The organism is Phytohabitans houttuyneae, from assembly GCF_011764425.1.
GTDB lineage: Bacteria > Actinomycetota > Actinomycetes > Mycobacteriales > Micromonosporaceae > Phytohabitans > Phytohabitans houttuyneae.
Map to the genome: position 1 here is coordinate 2,232,798 of NZ_BLPF01000002.1, position 22,598 is coordinate 2,255,395.

General features: G+C 72.3%; 15 protein-coding genes and 2 pseudogenes. 10 read left to right on the forward strand and 7 right to left on the reverse strand.

The window, feature by feature from the left end:
• Positions 1-59: 59 nt before the first annotated feature.
• Complete coding sequence (locus Phou_RS33165; RefSeq protein WP_173063520.1) at positions 60-566, forward strand: winged helix-turn-helix domain-containing protein; 507 nt, start codon at positions 60-62, stop codon at positions 564-566.
• A 59-nt stretch (positions 567-625) separates the two neighbouring features.
• Here the strand turns inward: Phou_RS33165 and Phou_RS33170 are convergent, their stop codons facing one another.
• Positions 626-5,020, reverse strand: a complete 4,395-nt coding sequence (locus Phou_RS33170) for a S8 family serine peptidase (RefSeq protein ID WP_173063524.1) — start codon at positions 5,018-5,020, stop codon at positions 626-628.
• 472 nt (positions 5,021-5,492) lie between these two features.
• Here Phou_RS33170 and Phou_RS33175 point away from each other — a divergent pair, with 472 nt between their 5' ends.
• The 5 genes and pseudogenes from Phou_RS33175 (at position 5,493) to lexA (ending at position 9,287) form a co-directional block, all read left to right on the forward strand.
• Complete coding sequence (locus Phou_RS33175; RefSeq protein ID WP_173063527.1) at positions 5,493-6,452, forward strand: sugar phosphate isomerase/epimerase family protein; 960 nt, start codon at positions 5,493-5,495, stop codon at positions 6,450-6,452.
• Positions 6,453-6,461: 9 nt separating this feature from the next.
• Positions 6,462-7,007: pseudogene (locus tag Phou_RS54665) on the forward strand (PQQ-dependent sugar dehydrogenase); the annotation flags it as partial.
• Between the two features lie 173 nt (positions 7,008-7,180).
• Positions 7,181-8,122, forward strand: a pseudogene (locus Phou_RS54670) (PQQ-dependent sugar dehydrogenase); the annotation flags it as partial.
• 257 nt (positions 8,123-8,379) lie between these two features.
• Positions 8,380-8,544, forward strand: a complete 165-nt coding sequence (locus Phou_RS53390) for a hypothetical protein (protein WP_246274020.1) — start codon at positions 8,380-8,382, stop codon at positions 8,542-8,544.
• Between the two features lie 98 nt (positions 8,545-8,642).
• Positions 8,643-9,287 carry a transcriptional repressor LexA gene (gene lexA, locus Phou_RS33185; protein ID WP_173063530.1) on the forward strand — a complete coding sequence of 215 codons (645 nt, stop codon included), beginning with the start codon at positions 8,643-8,645 and terminating at the stop codon, positions 9,285-9,287.
• Positions 9,288-10,122: 835 nt separating this feature from the next.
• On the opposite strand, the gene Phou_RS33190 is transcribed toward lexA, so the two are convergent.
• The 6 genes from Phou_RS33190 to Phou_RS53395 are packed head-to-tail and all read right to left on the reverse strand — an operon-like array spanning position 10,123 to position 14,942.
• The gene (locus Phou_RS33190; protein ID WP_218579309.1) at positions 10,123-11,079 is read right to left on the reverse strand and encodes a M28 family peptidase; all 957 of its coding nucleotides are present in this window, start codon (positions 11,077-11,079) and stop codon (positions 10,123-10,125) included.
• A gap of 6 nt (positions 11,080-11,085) precedes the next feature.
• The gene (locus Phou_RS33195) at positions 11,086-11,361 is read right to left on the reverse strand and encodes a DUF6295 family protein (RefSeq protein WP_218579310.1); all 276 of its coding nucleotides are present in this window, start codon (positions 11,359-11,361) and stop codon (positions 11,086-11,088) included.
• A 2-nt stretch (positions 11,362-11,363) separates the two neighbouring features.
• Complete coding sequence (locus tag Phou_RS33200) at positions 11,364-12,137, reverse strand: dienelactone hydrolase family protein (protein ID WP_218579311.1); 774 nt, start codon at positions 12,135-12,137, stop codon at positions 11,364-11,366.
• A 10-nt stretch (positions 12,138-12,147) separates the two neighbouring features.
• On the reverse strand, positions 12,148-12,999 hold the full coding sequence (locus Phou_RS33205; RefSeq protein ID WP_173063533.1) for a DUF72 domain-containing protein: 852 nt from the start codon (positions 12,997-12,999) through the stop codon (positions 12,148-12,150).
• Between the two features lie 9 nt (positions 13,000-13,008).
• Positions 13,009-13,452, reverse strand: coding sequence for a hypothetical protein (locus tag Phou_RS33210; RefSeq protein ID WP_173063536.1), 444 nt, complete (start codon positions 13,450-13,452; stop codon positions 13,009-13,011).
• A complete protein-coding gene (locus Phou_RS53395; RefSeq protein WP_246274021.1) occupies positions 13,452-14,942 on the reverse strand; it encodes a hypothetical protein in 1,491 nt (496 codons plus the stop codon). Before Phou_RS53395 ends, Phou_RS33210 begins: the two co-directional genes overlap by 1 nt.
• A 118-nt stretch (positions 14,943-15,060) precedes the next feature.
• Between Phou_RS53395 and Phou_RS33220 the strand changes: the two genes are divergently transcribed.
• The 4 genes from Phou_RS33220 to Phou_RS33235 all read left to right on the forward strand — a co-directional run bounded on the left by Phou_RS33220 (position 15,061) and on the right by Phou_RS33235 (position 22,581).
• On the forward strand, positions 15,061-16,053 hold the full coding sequence (locus tag Phou_RS33220; protein ID WP_173063540.1) for a TRAP transporter substrate-binding protein: 993 nt from the start codon (positions 15,061-15,063) through the stop codon (positions 16,051-16,053).
• Positions 16,054-16,443: 390 nt separating this feature from the next.
• Positions 16,444-16,884, forward strand: a complete 441-nt coding sequence (locus Phou_RS33225) for a hypothetical protein (protein WP_173063543.1) — start codon at positions 16,444-16,446, stop codon at positions 16,882-16,884.
• Positions 16,885-16,924: 40 nt separating this feature from the next.
• Positions 16,925-17,638: a cobalt transporter gene (locus Phou_RS33230; RefSeq protein ID WP_173063546.1), complete on the forward strand. Its 714-nt coding sequence runs from the start codon at positions 16,925-16,927 to the stop codon at positions 17,636-17,638.
• 1,664 nt (positions 17,639-19,302) lie between these two features.
• Positions 19,303-22,581: a carbohydrate-binding protein gene (locus Phou_RS33235; protein ID WP_371872241.1), complete on the forward strand. Its 3,279-nt coding sequence runs from the start codon at positions 19,303-19,305 to the stop codon at positions 22,579-22,581.
• The last annotated feature ends 17 nt before the right edge of the window (positions 22,582-22,598 follow it).

Genomic DNA, 22,598 nt, shown 5'->3' on the forward strand with positions numbered 1-22,598 from the left:
GATTTACCGCCGCTAGGGTGCGGAGCCAATGATCGACATGCGGGGGAAGGGGTTGGGGGATGAGCGGAAACCTTGCCGTGCCACTGATCATCGGGATAGCCCCGTCGGCGGCTGAGCGCCGGCAGCTCGCGCAGCTCCTCGGCGGGACCGAGGCGTTCCTGATCGTCGCGAGCGTTGAGCAGGCACGGGAGTTCCTGGACGCGGCCGTGCCACGCACCACGACCCACGCGTCCACCGGGGCCGCGGCGCCCGACGGCGGCGAGGAGGAGGCGCGGCGCCCACCGGACCTGCGCGTGGACTCGGACCGCCGGGTGCTGCGGTGGCTGGACCGCGAGGTCGAGCTGACCCGGCTGGAGCACGACTTCCTGCACCGGCTGCTCGACGCGCCGGGGCAGGTCTTCACGTACGAGCGCCTGCACCTGGAGGTCTGGGGCAACCAGCACCTGGGCCGCGGTTCGGACATCCACTCCGTGGTCCGCCGGATCCGCCGCAAGCTCGCGAAGGTGGAGGCCGCCGCGACCATCCACTCCGTGCGCGGCGTCGGGTTCCGGCTCAGCGCGGCCTGACAAAGGCGACGGCCCCGCCCGGCGGCAGCCGAGCGGGGCCGAAACCATCTAGCGGGTGGTCAGCACTTGATGGGGGAGAGGGTGAAGTCCTCCACCGTCGGCGTGCTGGTGTTGACCCTCGTCTGGCGCGTCTGCGGCTTCCAGCCGTCCTTCGCGACGATCAACGAGAGCGGGTTGTTGCGCCGGTCGAGCCAGTAGGCGTACCTGCCCTGCGCGTCCGTGCTGAACGTCCAGGACATCGCCCACGAGTCCACCTGCACGACCGCACCCGAGATCGGCGCGGTCACCCCGTCGCAGCCCTTGCCGGTGACGGTACCCAGCAGCTTGCCCCAGGTCGTCGGCGGCTGCACCTCGAAGGTCAGGGCGACCGGCGCCACGCTGTACGGCGTGTTCTCGCCGATGGCGACCGCACCCTTGTACGTGCCCGGCTGGTCGACGTTCGCCGTCATCACGACGGTGACCGTGACGCTCTGTCCGGGCGCCAGCGTGGCCTCGGTCTTGTCGATCGAGAACCAGCTGACGTCGGCGGCACCCGTGGCGCACTCCTCGAACCCGGGCAGCGCCTCGCTGTCCGGTGTGGAGTTGAACTGGCCCGAGGAACCACCGATCTTGTAGAAGCCGCACGCCGCGCCGCCGCGGTACCGGGCGGTGTTGGCGTTCGGCAGGGCCGACCAGGCGCTGGTGGCCGGGTCGTAGGCGAAGCCGGCGTTGGTGATGGCGCCGCCCTGCACGCCGCCGACGACCAGCAGCTTGCCGTTGGCCACCGCGTACGAGCTGGCCCAGCTGTCGGCCGGCGCGTCCGCGATCGGCGTCCAGCTGCCCGCACCCGGGTCGAAGGCGTAGCTGGCCTTCTGGGCCACCGTGCCGTCGTTGCCGCCGGTGCAGTAGAGGACACCCTCGACCCCGCCGCACGAGGCGAACGCGACCGACTTCGGGTACGCGGCCAGCGTCTGCCACGCGTCGGCCACCGGGTCGTACCGCGTCACGGTGTTGGACATCGGCGTGCAGCCGGAGGTGGTGCAGCCACCCACGGAGTACAGCTTGCCGTCCACGACCGCCTGTCCGGCCGCCGAGCGCGGCGCCGGGTTGGCGGCCTTCTGCGTCCACGCGTTCGCCGCCGGGTCGTACGACCAGGTCGCCGCGTCCGGTCCCGCGGACGCCCAGCCGCCGGTGGCGATGATCTTCCCGTCGACCACGCCCACGGCCATGCCGTTGCGCGCGGCCGGCAGGTCCGCGATCGCCGACCAGGTCTGCGCGACCGGGTCGTAGACGAAGTTCTTCGCCGTGGAGGCCGAGCCGGTGCCGCCGCCGATCGAGTACACCTTGCCGTCGAGGCTGACCACCCGGTTGTCCATCACGTTCGCCGGGTAGTCGGTGATGTCGGTCCACGGCGCGGCCTGCGGGCCGGTCGCCGCGGCACCCGTCGCGTTGGCACCCATCGAGGCGTGCGCGGCGAACGAGGTCGGCACGGTGAGCCGCTGCGCGGGCGCGCCCGCCGCGGCGAGGATCTGGTCCCGGGTCATCCGCGAGCCGTCGGCGCGCAGGAGCTCGAAACCGGCGTCCCGCTCACCGAACGTCACGTCGACGGGCGCCCCGCCGGTGTTGGTCACCGTGAACGTCTTGGTGACCTTGCCGCTGGGCATCCGCGCCTTGCCGGTCAGCGAGCCCGGCTGGACGGTCAGCTTGCCGGCCGCGAGCTGGAAGCTGGTCGAGGTGACCCAGTCCGCCTCGACGTCCACGTCCTTGGTCTGGCTGACGTAGCTGCCGCCCTTGGCCGTGAACGGGTGCGTCCCGGTCAGCGAGGAGAACAGCCAGAAGAAGCCGTCCGGCAGGCCGGTGTCGTCCGGCGTCGCCGTGGTGACGGCCGACTCGGACGGCCGGTCGTCGCTGGTGACGGTGGCGCCGTTGACGTACCCGTTGTCGTTCGCGTCGCGCACGTGACCGACGACGAGGCCGCCGTTGGTCGGCACGCAGGTGACCTGGCTGCCGATCAGGACGTTGTCGACCTCCCACCACCACTCGAACGAGGCGTCGTAGTAGTGGAACCGGACCTGTACCCGCGACTGGCCGGCGGCCTGCGGGATCGGGATCTCGGTGACCCTCGGCCCGCGCACGTTGGCCGCCTGCCGGAGCAGGTTCGTCCAGGTGGCGCCGCCGTCGAGGCTGAGGTCCACGTCCGCCCGGTCGCTGCCGAGCCAGCGGAAGTCCTGGTTGAAACGGACCACCGGCGTCGTGACCGAGGTCAGGTCGACGACCGGGCTGACCAGCGAGGTGTCCTGCCGCCCGCCGGTGCCGTAGTCGTCACTGTCGATCATGGCGAAGCCGCCGGTACCGCCGGTCAGGTTGCCTCGCGCGCCGTCGTCCGTGAACTTCCAGACCTGGCCCGTCCCGGCGTGGTCGACGACCGTCCAGCCGGCCGGCGTCGTGGTGCCGTCGAAGGTCTCGTACTCGCCGTCCGAGCCGTACTCGTAGCCCGGCGCGGTCGAGCAGGAGGCGAGGGTCACCGGCAGGGAGACGTTCTCGACGACGTTCCGGGTGCCGACCACGACCTCCTTGGTGACGGTCTGGTAGCCCGGGTACTGCGGGAAGAACGTCAGCGTGTACGTCCCGCCCGCCGGCAGCGTGAGGCTGTAGCGGCCGTTCGTCGGGTTGGTGTAGTCGGCGGCGCCCGAGGGCCCGGCGACGCTCACCTTCGCGTACAGCGGCCAGCCGTGGCCCGAGCCGTCGGTGACCGCACCGCTCACCGTGACCCTCGGCAGCGGGTCGAGCGCGACGTTCACGGTCGTCGTCGCGCCGGTGGTGACCGTGGCGGAGACGGTCTCGGTCTGGTACCCGAACTCGCTCACCGCGACCTGGTAGTCGCCGCTGGGTACCGTCGTGGAGAACTTCCCGTCGGCGCCGGTGGTGACCTCGCGGTCGGCGGCGCCGCTGAGCGTGACCGTCGCGCCGGCGATCGGGCTGCCCGTGGCCGCGTCCGTCACGGTGCCGGCCAGCGTGCCGGTCTCGCCGATCGGGGCGGCGTTGAGCAGCGCGAGCGCGTCGAGCCGGCCTTCGCCGAACACGTTGTTGTCGTCCGCCGTACCGCCGCACTGGGCGTCGAGCTTGTCCACGGCGGTGTCGTTCAGCAGCTGGCGCGTCGCCGTGATCTGGCCGACCAGGCTCGGCGCGGCGGACCAGAGCAGCGCGATGGCGCCGGCGAGGTGCGGCGCGGCCATCGACGTGCCGCTGATGCTCCCGTACGTGTTGTTCGGCAGGCTCGAGCGCACGGCCACGCCGGGGGCGGAGATGTTCGGCTTGATCTCGCCGTCCTGCCCGGCACCGCGGCTGGAGAAGCCGGCGATGTTGTTGTTCACGTCGTACGCGCCGACGGAGTAGTTGACGATGCGGCTGCCGGGGGAGCCGGAGGTCTCGCAGTCGTCACCCTCGTTGCCGTTGGACCAGGTGCCGAAGATGCCGGAGGCCTCCCACGCCAGCGTGACGTCCTCCATGAACGGGTCGTTGGAGGGCAGCTCCGAGCCCCAGGAGTTGTTGATGATGTTCGGCCGCTTGCTCGCGTCGGGGTTCTGACCGGCCGAGTCGCGCGGCTGCAGCATCCACTGCCCCGAGGTGATCAGCGCGTTGTCGGTGGGGCAGCAGCCGTTCGCCGCGATCCACTTCACCTCGGGCGCGACGCCGACCTGGTTGGCGCCGTCGAGGCCGGCCATCGTGCCCATGGTGTGCGTGCCGTGGCCGTTGTTGTCGCACGGCGTGGCGCAGGTGCCGGCGGCGTTGAACCAGTTGTAGTTGTGGTTGAACGTGCCGTCGCCGTTGTTGCCGCGGTAGGAGCCCACCAGGGCCGGGTGGCTGAACTGCACACCCGTGTCGATGTTGGCGATGGTGATGCCGGCGCCCTTCACGCCGTACTGCGCCCACACGTCGTCGGCGTTGATGTTCGCGATACCCCACTCGACCGCGTTGATCGTCTTCTGGTCGGTTTCCTTCGTGATCTTGGGTACCGAGTACGTCATCGGGGCGTAGAGGCCCTCGACCTCGCCGCGGGCCGCGATGTCCTGCGCCATGCTCTGCGAGGCGCTGCTGACCTTGATCGCGTTGGTCGCCCAGAACGCCTGGTATTTCACGCCGGCCGCGTCGAGGTCGGCCCGTACCTTCGCCTGGCTCTCGTCCGCGGTCTCCTGCAGGGCGGTCGCGACCGCTGTGCCACGCTCGTTCCAGTCCTTGATGGCGCTGGCCTTGCTCAGGTCCGCCTTGGGGGCGAAGCGGATCCAGAAGTCAGACTCGCTCTTGGCCTGGAACCGCTTGGCCAGCTCCGGCCGGATCTTGTCGGCGGCCGAGCCCCCGGGTGCGGCCTGCGCCGCCGAGCCGGTCGCGGCCACGCTCGTCGCGACGACCACCAGTGCCGCGCCGGCCGCCAGCAGTGACCTGGCCAGGCGTAGTCGGCGTGTCGGTCTCAACATCGATGTTGCCTCCCCTAGTGAAGGGCCGTCGCGCGGATCACGCCGGTGGGCCCGGTTGGACACTAAAGATCACGCAAGAGATCGATCAAGGACGCTACGTCAGCAACCTGTCACCAAAACGTGAGCAGGCCCGCAAGCCCGTCCGATTCGCCTTGCTAGGGGTGGCGTGACGTGCATATGATCCAAACGTTCAGATCAGTTGATGTTCGTACCAGCTACCGATGCTCGCATCAAGAGCTGGGCGCGACGACTCCGCCGCCGCGGTGGGGACCCGATGGCAAGGGTTCGGCAGCCTGTCCCGGCGCGTCGAGTGTCCTCGCGCGTCATCGGTCGTCGGCGTGTGGCACCGCTCGACGAACGCCCGGTCACCCTTGACCGGCCGTTTCGCGTCGTGCTCCGAAGTCGGCGATTCGAGCTTGTGGCGCTGTCCGGTCGGGGTGGCTCATGTCCACTCCCATCAGGAGGCGTCTCCATGTGCACTTCCCACGACCACCTCGGCGCAGAACCCGCCCCCGACGTCCCCGCGCTCAGCCGCCGGGGCGTGCTGAAGGCGGCGACCGCCGCCACGGTCGGCGCGGCCGGGGTCCTGGCCGTCGCCGGGCCCGCCGAGGCCGCGGGCGGCAAGCACGGCGGATCCCGCCGGGTGCCGCTCGACCACATCAGCGTCCAGCTCTACACGCTGCGCGACCAGCTCGCGATCGACCTCGACGGCACGCTCGCCGCGCTGCGGCGGATCGGGTACACGCGGGTCGAGCACGCCGGCTTCGTCGGCCGCACCGCCGCGCAGTTCAAGGCCGCCCTCGACCGGGCCGGGCTGCGCGCGACCTCCGGCCACTCCGGCATACCGCAGCCGTTCGACGCGGCGGCGTGGCAGGCCACCCTGGACGACGCCCGCACGGTCGGCCAGCGGTACATCGTGCACCCGTTCTTCGGCGTGGACGCCAACGGGCCGATCCGCAGCTCGGCCGTCTACAAGGCGTTCGCCCGCGACCTCAACCGGGCCGGTGCGATGGCGCGGCGGGCCGGCCTGAAGTTCGGCTACCACAACCACCACTTCGAGTTCTTCCGCCAGGACGGCGGCTCCCGCACCGGCTTCGAGGTGCTCGCCGACGAGACCGACCCCGACCTGGTGCACCTCGAGCTGGACCTGTTCTGGGTGACCCGCGGCGCGCACGACCCGGTCGACGTCATCCAGCAAAACCGCGGCCGCATCCGCCAGTTCCACGTCAAGGACATGAACGCGGACGGCAGCTTCGAGGACGCCGGCAAGGGCCTCATCGACTTCGCCCGCATCTTCCGGTACGGCCGGGAGGCCGGCATCGACGAGTTCATCGTCGAACGCGACGACGCCGGCACCCCGCCCCGCGCTCCGGCGGACGCCATCAGCACCGCCGAGGTCGGCTACGACTATCTGGCCGCCCTTCGGTTCTGAGGTGATGACATGAGATCGCTGGCGATCGTGGCCGGGACGGCGCTCGTCGCCGCCGCCGTGGCGACCCCCGCGGCGGCCGGCGGTGCTCCGCCCCCGCCCGACAGCGGCTTCCAGAAGGTCACGCTCAACGACTTCCCGGGCGAGCCGATCAGCCTCGCCGTGCTGCCCGACAACCGGGTCCTGCACACCGCGCGGGCCGGCGAGGTCCGCATCCACGACCCGAAGACCGGCCTGAACGTGCTCGCCGCGGACGTGCCCGTGTACGAGCACGACGAGGAAGGGCTGCAGGGCATCGCGCTCGACCCCGACTTCGCGCGCAACAAGTGGGTGTACCTGTACTACTCGCCGCCGCTGGACACACCCGTCGACGACCCGGCCACACCGGACGTCAACGAGGGCGACGCGCCGTTCGAGGGCACCGCGGCGGACTGGGCGCCGTTCAAGGGCGCGCTGCGGCTGTCCCGCTTCAAGCTGTCCGGCAACACGCTGCGGCTGGACACCGAGCAGCGCATCATCGACGTACCCGTGGACCGGGGCATCTGCTGCCACGTCGGCGGCCAGATCGGCTTCGACGGCAGGGGAAACCTGTACCTGTCCACAGGGACGACACTAACCCCTTCGAGTCCGACGGGTACGCGCCGATCGACGAACGGCCGGGCCGCAACCCGGCGTTCGACGCGCAGCGCACCTCCGCCAACACCAACGACCTGCGCGGCAAGCTGCTGCGCATCCGGGTCAAGCAGTCCGGCGGGTACACCATCCCGTCCGGCAACCTCTTCCGGCCGGGTATCCCGAAGACCCGCCCGGAGATCTACGCGATGGGCCTGCGAAACCCGTTCCGCTTCGACGTGGACCCCAGGACCAACCGGGTGTACATGGCGGACTACTCGCCGGACGCGGGCGATCCCGACCCCGCGCGCGGCCCGGCCGGCCACGGGCGCTGGATGGTCATCGACCGGCCGGCCAACTACGGGTGGCCGTACTGCGCCACCCCCGACCTGCCCTATGTGGACTACGACTTCGCCACCGGGCGGTCAGGCGCGCCGTTCGACTGCGATCGCCCCGTCAACGAGTCGCCGCACAACACCGGCCTCACCCGCCTGCCACCGGTCGCCGAGCCCGAGGTCGCGTACTCCTACGACGCGTCCGCCGAGTTTCCCGAGCTGGGCGAGGGCGGCATCGGACCGATGGCCGGCCCGGCGTACGACTACTCCGCGCACAACCGCTCGCGCGTCAAGTGGCCGGAGTACTACGAGGGCAAGCCGCTGTTCTACGAGTGGACCCGCGACTACGTCAAGGCGTTCACATTGGACCGTCGCGGCGAGGTGAGCCGGATCGAGCCGGTACTGCCGTCGTTCGTCTTCGACAACCCGATGGACATGGAGTTCGGCCCGGACGGCGCGCTCTACGTCCTGGAGTACGGCGACGGCTTCTTCTCCGAGAACCCGGACGCCCAGCTCGCCCGGATCGACTTCGTGCGCGGCAACCGCACGCCGATCCCGAAGGTCAGCGCCACCCCGCTGGCCGGGCTCGCCCCGCTGACGGTCACGTTCTCCAGCGCGGGCACCACCGACCCGGACGGCGACCCCCTGCGGTACGCGTGGGACTTCGACGCGAACGGCACCGTGGACTCCACCGCGCCGAACCCCACGTACACGTACCCGGAGAACGGCTCGTACCGCCCGACGCTGAAGGTCACCGACAGCACCGGCCGCTCGGCCTCGGCGGAGCTGCCGTTCGTGGTGGGCCCGATCGCGCCGGTCGTCACGTTCGCCTCGCCGGTGGAGGGGCAGCCGTTCGAGTTCGGGCAGACCGTCGCGTTCGAGGTCAGCGTCCTCGACGACGAGCCGATCGACTGCTCGCGCGTCGTCGTGCGGTACATCCTCGGCCACGACGAGCACGGCCACCCCATCACCACGGCGACGGGGTGCTCGGGGACCATCACGACCACCATCCCCGGCCACGGGAGGGCGACAACCTGTTCGCGGTGTTCATCGCCGAGTACACCGACGCCCCGAGCGACCCCGGCACGCCCGCCCAGACGGGCACCGCCGAGGTCATCCTCTACCCGGCCGCGGCCACGGCCGGATAGCGCGGGTCACCTGGGTGCTGGCCGGGCCTTTCGGCCCGGCCAGCCGCCCATCGGCGTGCCTGGTCGCATGTGGCGCGACGTTGGGCCAAGATCTGGGCGTGGTACTGGCAGAAGATCTCGACACCTCCACGCTGACCGAGCGGCAGCGCGGCATCCTCACCGCCATCCGGGACTGGGTGGTCCGGCACGGCTACGCGCCCTCGACCCGCGAGATCGGCGACGCGGTCGGCCTGTCGTCGACGTCGTCGGTCAGCCGCCACCTGCAGGCGCTGGAGGATCTGGGGTTCCTGCGCCGCGGCCGGGCGGTCACCCGCCCGATGGACGTGCGCCTCTTCCTCGGCGTCGAGTCCGGCGAACGGCGCGACTCGCCGACCGTCGGGGTGCCGATCGTCGGCTCGATCGCTGCCGGCACGCCGATCCTCGCCGAGGAGGCGCCGGAGGAGACGCTCACGCTGCCGCGCGACCTGGTCGGCCGGGGCACCCTCTTCTGCCTGCGGGTCCGCGGCGACTCGATGGTCGACGCCGCCATCTGCGACGGAGACATCGTCGTGGTCCGGCAGCAGAACGAGGCGTACAACGGCGACATCGTCGCCGCGATGATCGACGACGAGGCCACCGTCAAGGTGTACAGCCGCCGCGGCGGCCACGTCCTGCTCGAACCCCGCAACCCCGCCTACGACGTCATCGACGGCGACCGCGCCGTCATCCTCGGCAAGGTCGTCTCCGTCCTCCGCCAGGTCTAGCGAACTCCTCGTCCCGCTCGGTCGGGGCCGCCGTGACGCCGATCAAGGGGTCTCTGCGGCCTGGAGTAGGACCAACCCGAACCAGATGCGAGCTACCGCGATCCCCGTCGTGGTCCGGACCGTTGCTCCCGCGGCCTCACCCTCCGCGTCCGGTTCAGCTCACCCCGCTCCCGCAGATCGTGGCAGGTTGGCGTCCTCGACGTGCGGAGTTTCGTCGCTACGCCCGCGGGTTGCCGCCGCACGTTCCATGGTCGCCCGGCTCAACCAGGAGCCCGCTGCGGCAGATCTTGGTGAGTTAGCGTCGATCGACTTTCGGAATTTCGTCGTCTGGATCCTTTCGCGGTCAGGGTGAGCCTTCTTGGAGTCCGACGCCGATTTGATGTGAGCTGCCGCTGTGCCCGCGGTTGCCGCCTCACCCTCTGTGGTCGCCCGGCTCGACCCAAGAGCCTGCTCCGGCAGATCTTGGCAAGTTGGCGTCGAAATAACGCGCTAACTCACCAAGATCTCGAAGCGCACGCCGATTGCACCTGATCGGCAGTCACAGACCGCGACGACGGTGCCGGCGGGCTCGCGCACTCCCGCCTCGAAGGATCTGCGGAAGCACAGGTAGGGGAGGTCAGGTGGATCTTGCATCTTTCCTGGCCAATGCCTTACCCCGTAAGCCGGCCACTGCGGTTAGCCCCGCTCCGAGGGTCGAGGTGTCGATATGGCGCACCGACTCGGCTAGATCTCGACGCGGTGCCGCTTAAGCCCGACGGAGGTCGCTGGCCGTAGTAGAGCTCTCCACGACGGGCTCTCCTAGAGATCAGATGGGCGGAACCGCGGTCGGGTCGCTTCAAGGGGGTGCGGTCACCACGGCGGCGGTGGCGGCGGTGATGGCGGCGATGCGGTCGTAGTCGAGGGTTTCCGGGGTGTCGGTCGGCCGGTGGTAGTGCGGGTTGCGGAAGTTGGCCGTGTCCGTGACTTGGACGGCCGGCACGCCCAGGTCCCAGAAGGGCTTGTGGTCGCTGCGCGCGAAGTCGCGCACGAACGGCGCCACCCGGCCCAGCAGCCGCCCCAGCAGCGGCAGGTCGGTCGGGTCGCGGGCCAGCATGACCGCCTGGCGGCCGGCGGCGTGTGCGAGCGCGCCGCCGAGCGTGGCGGCCAGGCGGCGGGCGTCCGCGCGGTACAGGATGATGGTCCATTCGCCGCGGAAGCGGCGGGCGCGCATGCGGCGGGCCTGGCCGCGGTAGAGGGTGGACAGACCCGGCGGCAGGCGCTGGGTGTGCTCGTCCGTGGCGGTGTAGCCGACGCACTCGAAGACGATGACGCCGGCGGGAGCGCGGCCGGCCGCGACGAGCTCCGTGGCGAGGGCGCGGGAGCCGTGCAGGCCGGACTCCTCCTCGTCGAAGACGGCCAGCGTCAGGTCCGGCGTGGGCGGCACGATCCGGGCCAGCTCCAGCAGGCCGGCCACCCCGGAGGCGTTGTCGTCGGCGCCGGGGCTGCCGGGCACGGTGTCCAGGTGCGCGCCCACGACGAAGCGGGCCGGGCCGGGTGCGGTGGTCGCCACCAGGTTGACCCCCGGGTAGCCCTCGTTGAACGGCCGCCGCCGGACCGACCAGCCGGCATCCTCCAGCTGGCCGGTCACGTACCGTTCGGCGCGCGCCATCGCCTCCGGCGCGTGCAGGCGGCCGCGCGGCTCGTCGAGGCGCTCCACGTCCGTGCGGATCCGCGCCACGTCGACCCGGCGGCGCAGGGCGTCCAGGTGGGCGGCGGACGGCGGGACCAGGCGTGGCTCGGCCGCTCCGAACAAGGCGGGCTACGAAGCGCGGACCGGTGCGCCGCTGCGCTCCGCCGCCTCGATGACCGACTGGAGGGCGGCCACCAGCGCGCGACCGGTCTCCAGGTCCAGCTCCACCGCGACGCGGGCGGAGGGGCCGCGGGCCGGGTCGACGAAGTCGAGCAGCAGCGCGTGGTCGAAGCGGGAGCCGACGGCGTGGTCGAAGCCGACGTTGGCCGCGGTCACCGCGAACCAGCCGGCGCCGCCCTTCGCGGCTCCCTCGGCGGGCAGGGTCTCGGAGATGTTGGTACACATGGTCAGCTCCCGGTGGAGAGGTGGCGGCCGAAGAAGTCGAACACCTTCTGCCAACCGTCCATGGCGGACTCGGCGCGGTAGGCGGCGCGGTGGTAGTAGAAGAAGCCGTGCCCGGCGTCTGGGTACCGGTGGAACTCGTACTCCTTGCCGTGCTTGCGCAGCTCCTCCTCGTGCCGGTCGACGAGCTCCGGCGTCGGGGACTTGTCCTGGTCGCCGAAGAGGCCGAGCAGCGGCGCGTCCAGCCCGGCGGTGTAGTCGAGCACGGAGACCGGGCGCTGCGGGCTCAGCTCGTCGGGCGCGGCCACCACGCCGCCGCCCCACAGGTCGGCGACCGCGTCGAAGCCGCCGGCCTTGCTCGCCGCGAGCAGCGCGTGCCGGCCGCCGGAGCAGGTGCCGAAGACGCCGACCCGGCCGTTGGCCGTGGGCAGGGCGCGCAGCCAGTCGCGGGCGGCGACCAGGTCCTCCACCACCAGGTCGTCGGAGGCGCCGCCGGCCGCGCGGGCCGCCGCGGCCACGTCGTCGGGCTCGCCGTGGCCCGTGCGGCAGTACAGGTCCGGGCAGATGGCCGTGTACCCGTGGTCGGCGAAGCGGCGGGCGAACTCGCGGTACAGCTCGTCCCACCCGGGCAGGTGGTGGACGAGCACCACGCCGGGGTACGGCCCGGGGCCCTCGGGACGGGCGACGTAGGCGTGGACGAGGTCGCCGTTGCCGGCACGGTAGGCGGTGACGCCGGCGGCGAGGCCGGCCGGGGCGTCGGTGCGCAGTGAGTTCCACACAGGGAACAACTTAGAAGAGGGTCAGGGGCGCGGCCGGTATCGGGTCCGGCAGCGGCGCCAGGCCCGGCACCAGGACGCGGACCTCCTCGTGGAAGCGGCGGGCGAGCGCCGGCGCCTCGGCGTTGTCGGGCGTGTGGACGAAGACGGTGGGCGTGCGCCCCTCGCGCAGCCAGCCGGCGGTGACCTCGACCCACCGCCGCCAGCCCTCGACGGTGCGGGCGGTGTCGTCGCGGCCGAGGTAGCGCACGATCGGGCGGGTGGTCAGCGCGCGGGTGCGCAGCGGCATCCGCGGCTTCTTCATCCAGGCGTCCCGCTCGGCGTCGCTGGTGGGCGGCCGCGCGAAGAAGGCGGTGGTGTCGAAGGGAATCCACTCGGCACCGGCGGCGGTGAGCACCTCCTCGAGCTGCGCCGCGGCGCGCGGCTCCGCGAAGAAGTCGGGGTGGCGGACCTCGACCGCGTACCGGTGGTCGGCCGGGAGCCGGCGCAGGAAGCGGGCCAGCACGGGGACGTCGCCGGGGCCGAACGAGCCGGGCAGCTGGACCCAGAGCGCGTGCGCCCTCGGCCCGAGCGGCTCGACCGCGTCGAGGAACGCGCGCAGCGGCTCGCCGGCGTCGGCGAGCCGCCGTTCATGCGTGACGGTCTTGGGCAGCTTGACGACGAAGCGGAAGTCGGGGCCGGTCTGCTGCGCCCACGACGCCACCGTCTCCCGCGTGGGGGTGGCGTAGAACGTGGTGTTGCCCTCGACCGCGTCGCACCAGCTGGCGTAGTGCCGCAGCCGCTCGTGCGGCGGCAGCGGGTGCGGCATGAAGCGCCCCTGCCAGGACCTGAGCGTCCACATCGCGCAGCCCACGTGAAGGCGCATGCCCCCATCTCACCACAGCCGGCGGCGGGCGACGACCAGCGCCACCACCACGAGAACGGCCAGCACGGCACCGGCGACCGGCAGCCACGGCAAGCCCGGGGAAGCCGCCGGAGCCGGTGCCTCCGGCGGCAGCTCGCAGGTCACCGCCGCCGGTGCCGCCGCGGCGCCCACCTCGAAGCGGGCGTCGCAGCGGGCCACCGCCGGCATGGCCATCTCGGCGGTCACCGCCCATTGGCCGGGCGGCAGCTGTCCGGTGTACGTGAGCGTGCCGGCGCCGTCGCCGATCGGGCGCAGCGGCGCCGGCCCGACCCGCTGGCCGGCCGCCGACCCGGTGAGGATCGCGGTGGCCGGCCCGGTGACCGGGTGCCCGTCCGTCCACTTCGCGGTGATCCAGACCGAGCCGGCGCCGTCCGAGTGGACAGTCAGGACGGCGCCGGCGTGCGCACGAACCATCAGGGACCGAACGCCTTGACTTCCAGCAGCCCGACCGAACCTGCCCCGCTCTGCAGCACCACCCGCAGCCGCGTGGTGCTCACGCTGCTGAACGTCACCCGGTTGTACTGGTTGACCGCGACCGGGTAGCCGCTGGCGCCGGCCACGTCGACGTACGCGCTGCCGTTCCAGGACTGGAGCCGCCACGACGCGGGTACGCGGACGCCGCCGTTGTCGTCGAAGAAGTACACCTCGGCCGAGGTGAGCGTCTGCGCCGAGGCCCAGGTCAGCAGCGCCCACTGCTCACCGGTGTTCGGCCAGGTGCCCCAGCGGGGGTTGACGGTGTCGTTCGACGAGCCGGGCTCGGCGCCGTCGTTGATGGCGGCCACGCTCTCCCACGACGAGGTGTACGAGGCGGACGCGGTCGCGCTCAGCGCGCGGTTCTGGCCGGGCTGCGGTCCCGGTCCGGAGCCGCCGCCGCGGATGAGGAAGAGGTTGTCGGCGACGTTGAAGTTGTTCGCCAGGTACGAGCCGGCGGCCGGGTTGGTGTGGTAGTAGTCGTCGTGGTTGCAGTCCAGCCGCTGGTCGTGCGCGCGGTCCGGGCAGCTGGTCCGGATGACCACGTTCGGTCCGTCCTTGTAGCACATGACATCCCACTCGTCCACGCAGTGCGCCGCGCCGGATCCGTTGGGCGCGTTGTTGTTGACGGCGCCGAGCGTGTGGCCCAGCTCGTGCGCGGCCACGCCCGCGCTCCAGCAGCCGTTGTCGGCCCGCGCGTACTCGGGGCCGGAGTTGGAGCGGTTGGCGTCGGTCTTGCGGGTGTCGCCCGCGAAGCCGCCGATTCCACAGTAGACATCGGCGTCGACGAACTGGAGGTACTTGCGGTCGGTGCGCGTGTACCCGGCGGCGCGCACCGCGTTGAGCAGTGGCGCCCAGTCGTTGGCGTTGAGCGCCGAGTCGGCGATCTGTACGTCGCGGACGACCGGCCGGCAGGCGCCGTTGACGTTCTCCGTCACGTACCGCACGTGGCGCTCGCCGCCGGTCTCGCGGGCGCTCTCGTTGAAGATGACGTCGACGCCCTCGGCCAGCGTGCGGAAGGTCTCCAGGTACTGCTGGTACCGGCTGGTCGAGCCGTGGATGTAGAGCACCTCCACGCGGCGGCCGGACGTGCCGTCGCCCTCGCAGACGGCCAGCGCGCTGGCGTTGGTGCCGGCCGCGGGCGCGGCGAAGGGCTGGATGCGGCGCTTGACCGACAGGCCTGCCGGAGCGGGGTCCGGCCCGTGCGTGCACATGACCGGTGACACGCCCTTGACCTGGAACACGCCGGCGCACGGCCCGTCCTTGGCCGCGGTGAGTCCACTGTAGATCATGCCGCGCGCGGCGTCGTCGGCCGGTACGCCGCTGGGCTCGCCGGCGAACGCGCTGCCGGCGAGAAGTCCGATGAGGACGGTGAGTGCGGACGTGCCGGCGAGCAGCGACAAGCGCAGGCGGCGGCGGGGATGGTCGGGCATTCGCGGTTTCCCTTCCGGAGAGAAACGGCGCGCCGCCCGGAGGCGCGGGGGAGATTTGTCATAGACAAGCAGCAACGGTCATCAATGTCAAGACCGCGCGTGCCGGTACGCTCTCGGCATGAGCGTGAATCGACGTACGTTGATCAAGGCCGCCGGGGCGGCGCCGCTCGGACTCGCCCTCCCGGCGCACGGCCGGCCGCGACCGCCCGTCACCGTGCGCGTGGCCACCCCCTTCGCGGCGGGCCACATCCTGGCCGACACGGCGCTGAGGTTCAAGGAGCTGCTGGAGGCGGAGACCCGCGGCCGGCTGGTCGTCGAGGTGGCCACCTCGGTGCTCAACGAGCAGACGATCAACCCCGCGATGGCACCCTGCGAGCCGGCCGAGCGGGTCGCGGACATCGTCCTGACCGGCGGCCAGCCGATCCAGGACTACGCCCCGGCGTACTTCTTCTTCAACGGGCCATACGTGATCCGTGACTACGCGCACTTCCAGCGCGTCTGGCGCAGCCACCTCGGCGACGAGGCCCGCGCCCTGGTCCGCACCGGCGGCAACCTCGTCTCCCTCGGCACCGTCTACAGGGGATTTCGCCAGTTCACCGCCAACCGCGCGATCGTCACGCCGGCCGACCTCGCCGGCATCAGGCTGCGCCTGCCGCCGGTGCCCGACTGGGTGGCCGTCTGGTCCGCGCTGGGCGCGGTGCCGGTGCAGGTCCCGCTCACCGGCATCTACGAGGCGCTGCGCACCGGCGTCGCCGAGGCCTCCGAGGGCGACCTGACCCAGATCTCCTCGCTGCGCCTCTTCGAGGTGCAGTCGCACCTGGCGCTGACCGGCCACCTGGTCGGCTTCGGGCTCGTCGCGGCCAACGCGTGCTTCCTGCGCGACGTGCCCTGGCCCGACAAGGTCCGCCGCGCGATGCGCAAGGCCACCGAGTGGGGCTCCGCCTTCATGGCCGACCGCGAGGCGGCGCTGCTGGGCGAGCTGGAGACGGCCGGCATGACCGTGGTCACCCCGGACGCGGCGGCCATCGAGGCGGCGGCCCGGCCCGCGATCGAGCAGCTGTTCGCCACGACCTGGAACGTCACGACCTGGGACGAGGTGCTCGCCATCTGACCGCACGCCGGTCGTGACCGCTCCCGCCGCGCCGGCGGCGGCCGCGGTCCTCGCGTACGGATTGATCAACTAACTGTTCACGTCGGCATCGCCTGCTGATCACTGGGGCGAGCCCGTGAGTTTCACGAGGCCGGCACAGACTCGGGGCTGCCCCGAACCCCCTCTCCACCAGGAGTGCTGCCTCGTGCCCACCCGCGGCCTTCGCGGCTCGGCCCGCCTCGCCGGCGTTCTGGCGTGCGCGGCCGCCGCCGTGTGCGCGGTACCGGCGCCGGCCGGCGCCCATCCGTTCGGCGACCCGCAGACGGTGGCGATCGAGGCCGACCCGGGCCGGCCCGAGGTCGTGCGGGTGCGGTGGAGGGTCGGCGGCCTCGACGACCTCACGGTGCTGGGGTGGCGCTCGGGCTGCTCCCGCGCGACCGGGTCATGCTCGACGGCGCCGTGTCCTACCGGGACTCGGACGCGGCGGTCGTCGGCCCGTCCCGGCAGCTCGCGGACTACCTGCTCAAGCGGGTCACCGTCACCAGCGACGGGCGGGCCTGCCCGGGTGCCGTGGCGCCGCCGGCCGACCTGGCGCGCGCCGGCGCCACGATCGACTTCACCTGCGCCGGGGCGGTCGGCGTGGCGTCCGTCGGGGTGCGGACGCTCACCGACCTCGACCCGGCCTACCGGACGCTGGCCACCGGACCCGGTGGTGTCCGCGCGGTCTACACCTCTGACGCGTACACCCGTGAATGGACGCTCGGCGACGTGCCGGCGGCGGCCGGCGGGGTGACCGGCGCGGGCGCGGTGCCGCTCTTCAGATCGGGGCCGTGGCGGGCGGCCTGCTCCTGATCGCGGCCGCCGCGCTCGCGCTGCGCCGGCGGGTGGCGGCATGATCGCGGAGCAGCTGCAGAGCGCGATCGAGTCGCCCGGGGTGGGGCCGGCGGCGTTCGCGCTGGCGTTCGCGGCGGGTGCCGGGCACGCGGTGACGCCGGGGCACGGCAAGAGCCTGGCGGCCGCGTACCTCGTGGGCGCGCGCGGGCGGGTGCGGGACGCGGCGTGGCTCGGCGGCGCGGTGGCGGCGATGCACACGCTCTCGGTGCTGGTGATCGGTCTGGCGTGGACGTTTCTGTCCCTTTCGGACAGTGTCCGCATGGAGGAGCTCACCGGCTGGCTCCAGCTCGTCGCCGGCGTGCTCGTGCTCGGCACCGGGCTCTGGCTGCTGCGGCGGCGAAACCGTCACCACCACCACCACGACCACGACCACCACCGCGGCACGCGGCCGGGGCTGCTGCTGCTCGGCGCCTCGGGCGGGCTTACCCCGTCGCCGGCCGCGTTCCTCGTGCTGGTGACCGGGCTGTTCCTCGGGCGGGCGGGCTTCGCGCTGCTGCTGGTGCTGGCGTTCGGGATCGGCATGGCCGTCGTGCTCTTCGGCGTCGGCCTGCTCGCGATCGGCGGCGGCACGGCGGTCACCCGCGGCGCGCACGCGCACGCCACCCTCCGCCTGGCCGCGCGCGCGGCCCCGGTGCTGGCCGCCGCCGGCATCACGCTCTTCGGTGCCGGCCTCACCGCCGTCGCCGCGATCCACCTCACCACCGTCGCCTAAGGAGAACCATGAAGCGCACCCGTGCGCTGTGGACACTGGTCGCCGTCGCGCTCGCCGCGGTCGCGGTCGTCCCGGCCACCGCCGGGGCCGAGGAGGCGCCGCCGGTCGTCGGCGGCGCGCCGACGCTCAACCTCCGGGACGGGCAGGCGCTCGACGGCACCGTCACCGTCACGGCCGAGCCCACCGCCGAGAACGACCCGGTCACCGACATCCTCGTCGACGACCGGGCGGTCGACGCGACGCGGACGGCGGGCACCGCGCACTTCGCGTTCGACATGGGCGGCAACGGCACCGAGGCGCGCTACCACAACTACATCACCGTGAACGGACACACGGCCGAGTCCGAGCGCGTCCATTTCCCGGACATCCCCGGCGGCAGCGCGGGTGTGCTCGACTTTCCCGGCGAGTGGCTGCGCTCCGGCATCAACACCATCACCGTCAACGCCGGCGCCAACTGGGTCGACTCCACAAACACCGCCGCGGTCGGCTACGAGCAGCTGCCGAACGGCGAGGGCGGCCGCTGCCCCAACTTCGACGACTTTCCGCTCAGCAGCATCAGCCTCAGCCTGCTCGGCGTGGTCATCGACGGCGAGCAGAACCTGTTCAGCTACAGCTTCGGCGACGGCACCTGCGGCAGCTCGACGCCGCGGCTGAAGCAGCAGCTGACGTTCGTGCTCGCCGGCGAGCCGGGCGGCACCACGTCGGGCCTGCGCCTCGACCTGGACACGCGCTCGCTGCCGAACGGCGCGCACACCGTCAAGGCGGTCACCGCCTCCGGCGCCACGACCAGCGTCACGGTCGGCGTGAACAACGCGCCCGCCGGCTCGGCGAAGGTGACGCCGGCCGAGGGCGCGCTCGTCCGCGGCGCCCAGCCGGTCATCGCGGCCGCGCCGCGCGAGGGTGAGACCACAGTGGACTCGATCGCGCTGGACGGCGGGCCGGTCGAGAACGCCGAGACGCTCGCCGCCGGCACCTCGACGTTCACCTTCACGGTCGCGGCGGGCAACTCCATCGAGGCGCGCTACCACAACTACCTGATGGTGAACGGCAACCGCGTGGACCTCGGCGGCGACTACGGCGCCGGCGGGGCCGAGGCGGTCGCGGTCCGGCTGCCCAACCGGTACCTGCGCCCGGGTGAGAACTCCATCCAGGTCGTCACCGGCGACTACAACTCCGGCAGCGGCGCCACGCTCTGCGCCAACCACGACGACTTCCGGATCGCCCGCGACAGCGTGGGCCTGTCGGTCAGCACCGGCGCCGCGGCTCTGTCCGACGTGTACTACCTGACCGGCGGGGACCGGACCGCCACGGCGGACGCCACGCTCGCCCTCGGCGACGGGACCTGCGGCGCCAACAAGGACGCCGAGTTCGCCTTCACGATCTCCGGAGCCCGGACCACCCGCACGATCGACACGCTGGGCAGCGGCGGGGACGCGCACCTGCGCCTGTTCGTCGGCGGCAACGGCACCGACGGCGGCTATCGCAACCAGGTGCTCGTCAACGGCATCCCGCTGCCCCTCGGCATCTGGGAGAAGGAGGTCGCCGACCTCGCCTTCCCGAACGAGTGGCTCGTGCCCGGGGTCAACGTGCTCGACTTCGCCGCCGGCATCAACCCCATCACGGTCGCGCCGGACTGCCCGGCCGGCAACTTCGACGACTTCACCATGCGCGACTTCCAGCTCTTCCCGGCCGGCGGCCCGCAGGCCGTCCAGCTGACCCGGCAGGTGGCGCAGACGACCGTCACGATCGGCTCGTCGTCGTACCCGGCCGGGGCGCAGGTCACCACGTTCGTCGGCGACGGCACCTGCGGCAGCACGCACAACAACACGCTGCGCAAGCAGATCCTCTTCGAGGTCGGCGCCGGCCTCGCCGCGCGGGGCCTGCGGGCCGACGTGGACACCGCGACGCTCGCCGACGGCCGGCACAGCGTGACGGCCACGAGCGGCGACAAGACCGCCACACGCACGTTCACCGTGGACAACGCGGCACCGGTGGTGAGCGGCAGCGTGCCCGCCGAGGGGCAGCGGCTCACCGCGACGGTCGCGCTCCACGTGACGGTGGAGGACGCGACGGGCGTGGCGGGTACGCCGACGCTCACGCTCGACGGCCGGCCGGTCAGGCAGGGCGACGAGATCGGGCACGGCCTGCCGGCCGGCGCGCACGTCCTCGCCGTCACCGCCACCGACACGCTCGGCAACACCGCCACCCGCGAGGTGCGCTTCACCAGCGCCAGCATCCCGGACGTGCCGACCGCGCTGGACACGGCCGTCAGCGGCACGAACGCGCCGTCCGCCACGCTCTCCGCGACGATCCCGGGCGAGGACGGGGTACCGCTCACGGCGACCTTCACCAAGGCGGATGTGGTCGCGCCGTCGGGCGGGTACCAGGGTGTCGCCGCGGCGGTGCCGACCACATTGGACGTCCAGCACGAAGGCGGCGTCGACGTCGGCTCGCTGCGCCCGCTCGACGGCCGCACGGTCGACACGGCGTCCAGCCGCGACGTGGTCTTCCAGCGGTACGACGTGCCGCTCGCCGCCACCCAGGCGGCGCCGACGCTGCGCTGGGAGGGCACCATCGACCCGGCCCGCGTCGTCGCGCTGCGCGTGTGGGACCCGGCCGGCCGCACCTGGGACGTGCTCACCAGCGCCCGCGGCAAGGCCGGCAGGTCCACCGTGCTCACCGCGCCGCTCACCGACGCGTACCGGGACGGCGGCACCGTGCACGTGCTGGTCACCGGCGAGGACCCGTTCGCCGACGACCTGTCACCGCGCGACTCCTCGGCGCAGGACGACAAGGACCGCTTCGAGGACCCGGCCACGTACGACTTCGCGCTCGCCCACTTCACCGACACCCAGTACCTGAGCGAGGGCGCGGCCGGCGGCACGTACGACGACTTCGACGGGCGGCCGGAGCCCACCGACATCCAGGTCGCCGAGGAGCAGGCCATCTTCGCGGCCGCGTACCGCGAGACGACACAGTGGATCGCCGACAACGCGGCCGGGCGGAAGATCGCCTACACCGCGCACACGGGCGACATCATCGAGAACGACTACTACGACCCGCTCGCCCGGAACGCGGACGGCTCGCTGCTGCGCCCCGGCCTCAACGAGCAGGTCGACCGGGAGTTCCAGCGCGCCTCCGCGTACCAGAGGGTGCTCGACGACAAGGGCGTGGTCAACCAGGTCATCGCCGGCAACCACGACAACCAGCTCGGCGCCGAGACCGGGCCGGACTCCCGGTTCAGCAAGGTCTTCGGCGCGGACCGCTACTACCAGGTGGCCGGCGCCTGGCCCGCCGGCTCCGAGTACCACGCGTGGGACGAGGTGACAAACGTCGACGGCACGGTCACGCTCGGCCGGGACAACCAGAACAACTACGTGCTCTTCTCCGCCGGCGGGCTGGACTTCGTCGCGGTGGGCCTCTCGTACGGCGTGACACCGGCCGAGGCCAAGTGGGCGGACTCGGTCTTCAAGCGGTACAAGGACCGCAACGGCATCCTGCTCTCCCACGACTACCTGCGCCCGTCGACCAGCCCCGACGGCCGCGGCGCGGCCTTCTCCGCGCCGGACGGCTCGCCGCTGTACAAGCTCGTCGTGGAGGCCAACCCGAACGTCTTCCTGGTGCTCGCCGGCCACGAGCACGGCGTCGGCACCAACGTGAAGTCGAACGTCGGCGTCACGGTCGCCCACGACGTGGTCGAGCTGCTGGCGGACTACCAGTTCTACACGGTGTCCGCGGGCGAGCTCTGGCCCGACCTCGTCGACACGTCCGGCAACGTCGACCTCAACGGCGACGGCACCGCGGACCACAAGGCCACCGACCGCCTCCAGTTCGGGGCGAGCTTCCTGCGGCTGCTGCAGTTCGACGTGGACCGTGCCGAGATGCACATCGACACGTACTCGCCGCTGCTGCAGAACTTCGGCGCCACCGAGTACGACATCCGCGCGGACGGCAGCCAGACCAGGCCGCGGTACAACGGCGCGGAGGACAACCTCACGCTCCCGGTCGACATCACCACGCGGAAGACGTCGTTCAGCACCGACTCGCTGGCCGCGTACGTGCCGGGCGGCGAGATCGGCACCGACCAGGTGACCGCGAACGGCACCGCCTCGGTCACCTGGACCGGCCTGCTGCCGGCCACCTCGTACGCCTGGGTCGTCACCGCCACGAGCGCGGACGGCGGCGTGGCGGTGGCCCAGCCGGCGGTGTTCCGCACCGCCAAGGGCGTACCGGCCGTCACCGCCACCTCGGCACCGGTCGCGTGGGGCACCGCCGCGACGGTGACGGTGAGGGTCGACGCCGCACCCGCGCCGGTCACCGGGACGGTCACGCTCCACGAGGGCACGACGGTCCGCGGGTCGGCGGCGTTGTCCGGCGGCACCGCGACCTTCACCCTGCCGGTCGGGCTCGCGGGCGGCGCGCACACCCTCACCGCCTCCTACTCCGGCAGCGACCACCTCGACCCCGCCCAGGCGACCTTCACCGTGACGGTCAACCTGCCGGCGGCGTGGAGCGCGACGACGGTGTACAACACCGGCGACCGGGTCACGTACCAGGGCAAGGTCTACGCCGCGTCCTGGTACGCGAAGAACAACAAGCCGGGCGAGGTGAACGGGCCGTGGCAGGAGCTCGCCATGACCGAGGAGGGCGTGGCGATCTGGACGCCGTCGCGCATCTTCACCGGCGGCGACGTGGCCACCCACGACGGCAAGCGGTGGCGGGCCCGCTGGTACACGCGCAACCAGCGCCCCGGCGACCCGAACGGCCCGTGGGAGCAGATCGCCCCACCACCGCCGGACGGCAGCCCGGCCACCTGGACCCCGACGACGGTGTACCAGGCCGGCGACCGCGTGACGTACCAGAGCAAGGTCTACGAGGCCAAGTGGTACAACCGCAACCAGCCCCCGGGCGACCGCAACGGCCCCTGGAAGCTGGTCAGCTGACGGCACCGTCGATCCGG

What these genes read in the sequence shown, in the direction of transcription:
- Phou_RS33165 (WP_173063520.1), top strand. Translation starts at nt 60, where the DNA reads ATGAGCGGAAACCTTGCCGTGCCACTGATCATCGGGATAGCCCCGTCG.
- Phou_RS33170 (WP_173063524.1), bottom strand. Translation starts at nt 5,020, where the DNA reads ATGTTGAGACCGACACGCCGACTACGCCTGGCCAGGTCACTGCTGGCG.
- Phou_RS33175 (WP_173063527.1), top strand. Translation starts at nt 5,493, where the DNA reads ATGTGCACTTCCCACGACCACCTCGGCGCAGAACCCGCCCCCGACGTC.
- Phou_RS33195 (WP_218579310.1), bottom strand. Translation starts at nt 11,361, where the DNA reads ATGTGTACCAACATCTCCGAGACCCTGCCCGCCGAGGGAGCCGCGAAG.
- Phou_RS33205 (WP_173063533.1), bottom strand. Translation starts at nt 12,999, where the DNA reads ATGCGCCTTCACGTGGGCTGCGCGATGTGGACGCTCAGGTCCTGGCAG.
- Phou_RS33210 (WP_173063536.1), bottom strand. Translation starts at nt 13,452, where the DNA reads ATGGTTCGTGCGCACGCCGGCGCCGTCCTGACTGTCCACTCGGACGGC.
- Phou_RS53395 (WP_246274021.1), bottom strand. Translation starts at nt 14,942, where the DNA reads ATGCCCGACCATCCCCGCCGCCGCCTGCGCTTGTCGCTGCTCGCCGGC.
- Phou_RS33220 (WP_173063540.1), top strand. Translation starts at nt 15,061, where the DNA reads ATGAGCGTGAATCGACGTACGTTGATCAAGGCCGCCGGGGCGGCGCCG.
- Phou_RS33230 (WP_173063546.1), top strand. Translation starts at nt 16,925, where the DNA reads ATGATCGCGGAGCAGCTGCAGAGCGCGATCGAGTCGCCCGGGGTGGGG.
- Phou_RS33235 (WP_371872241.1), top strand. Translation starts at nt 19,303, where the DNA reads ATGCGCGACTTCCAGCTCTTCCCGGCCGGCGGCCCGCAGGCCGTCCAG.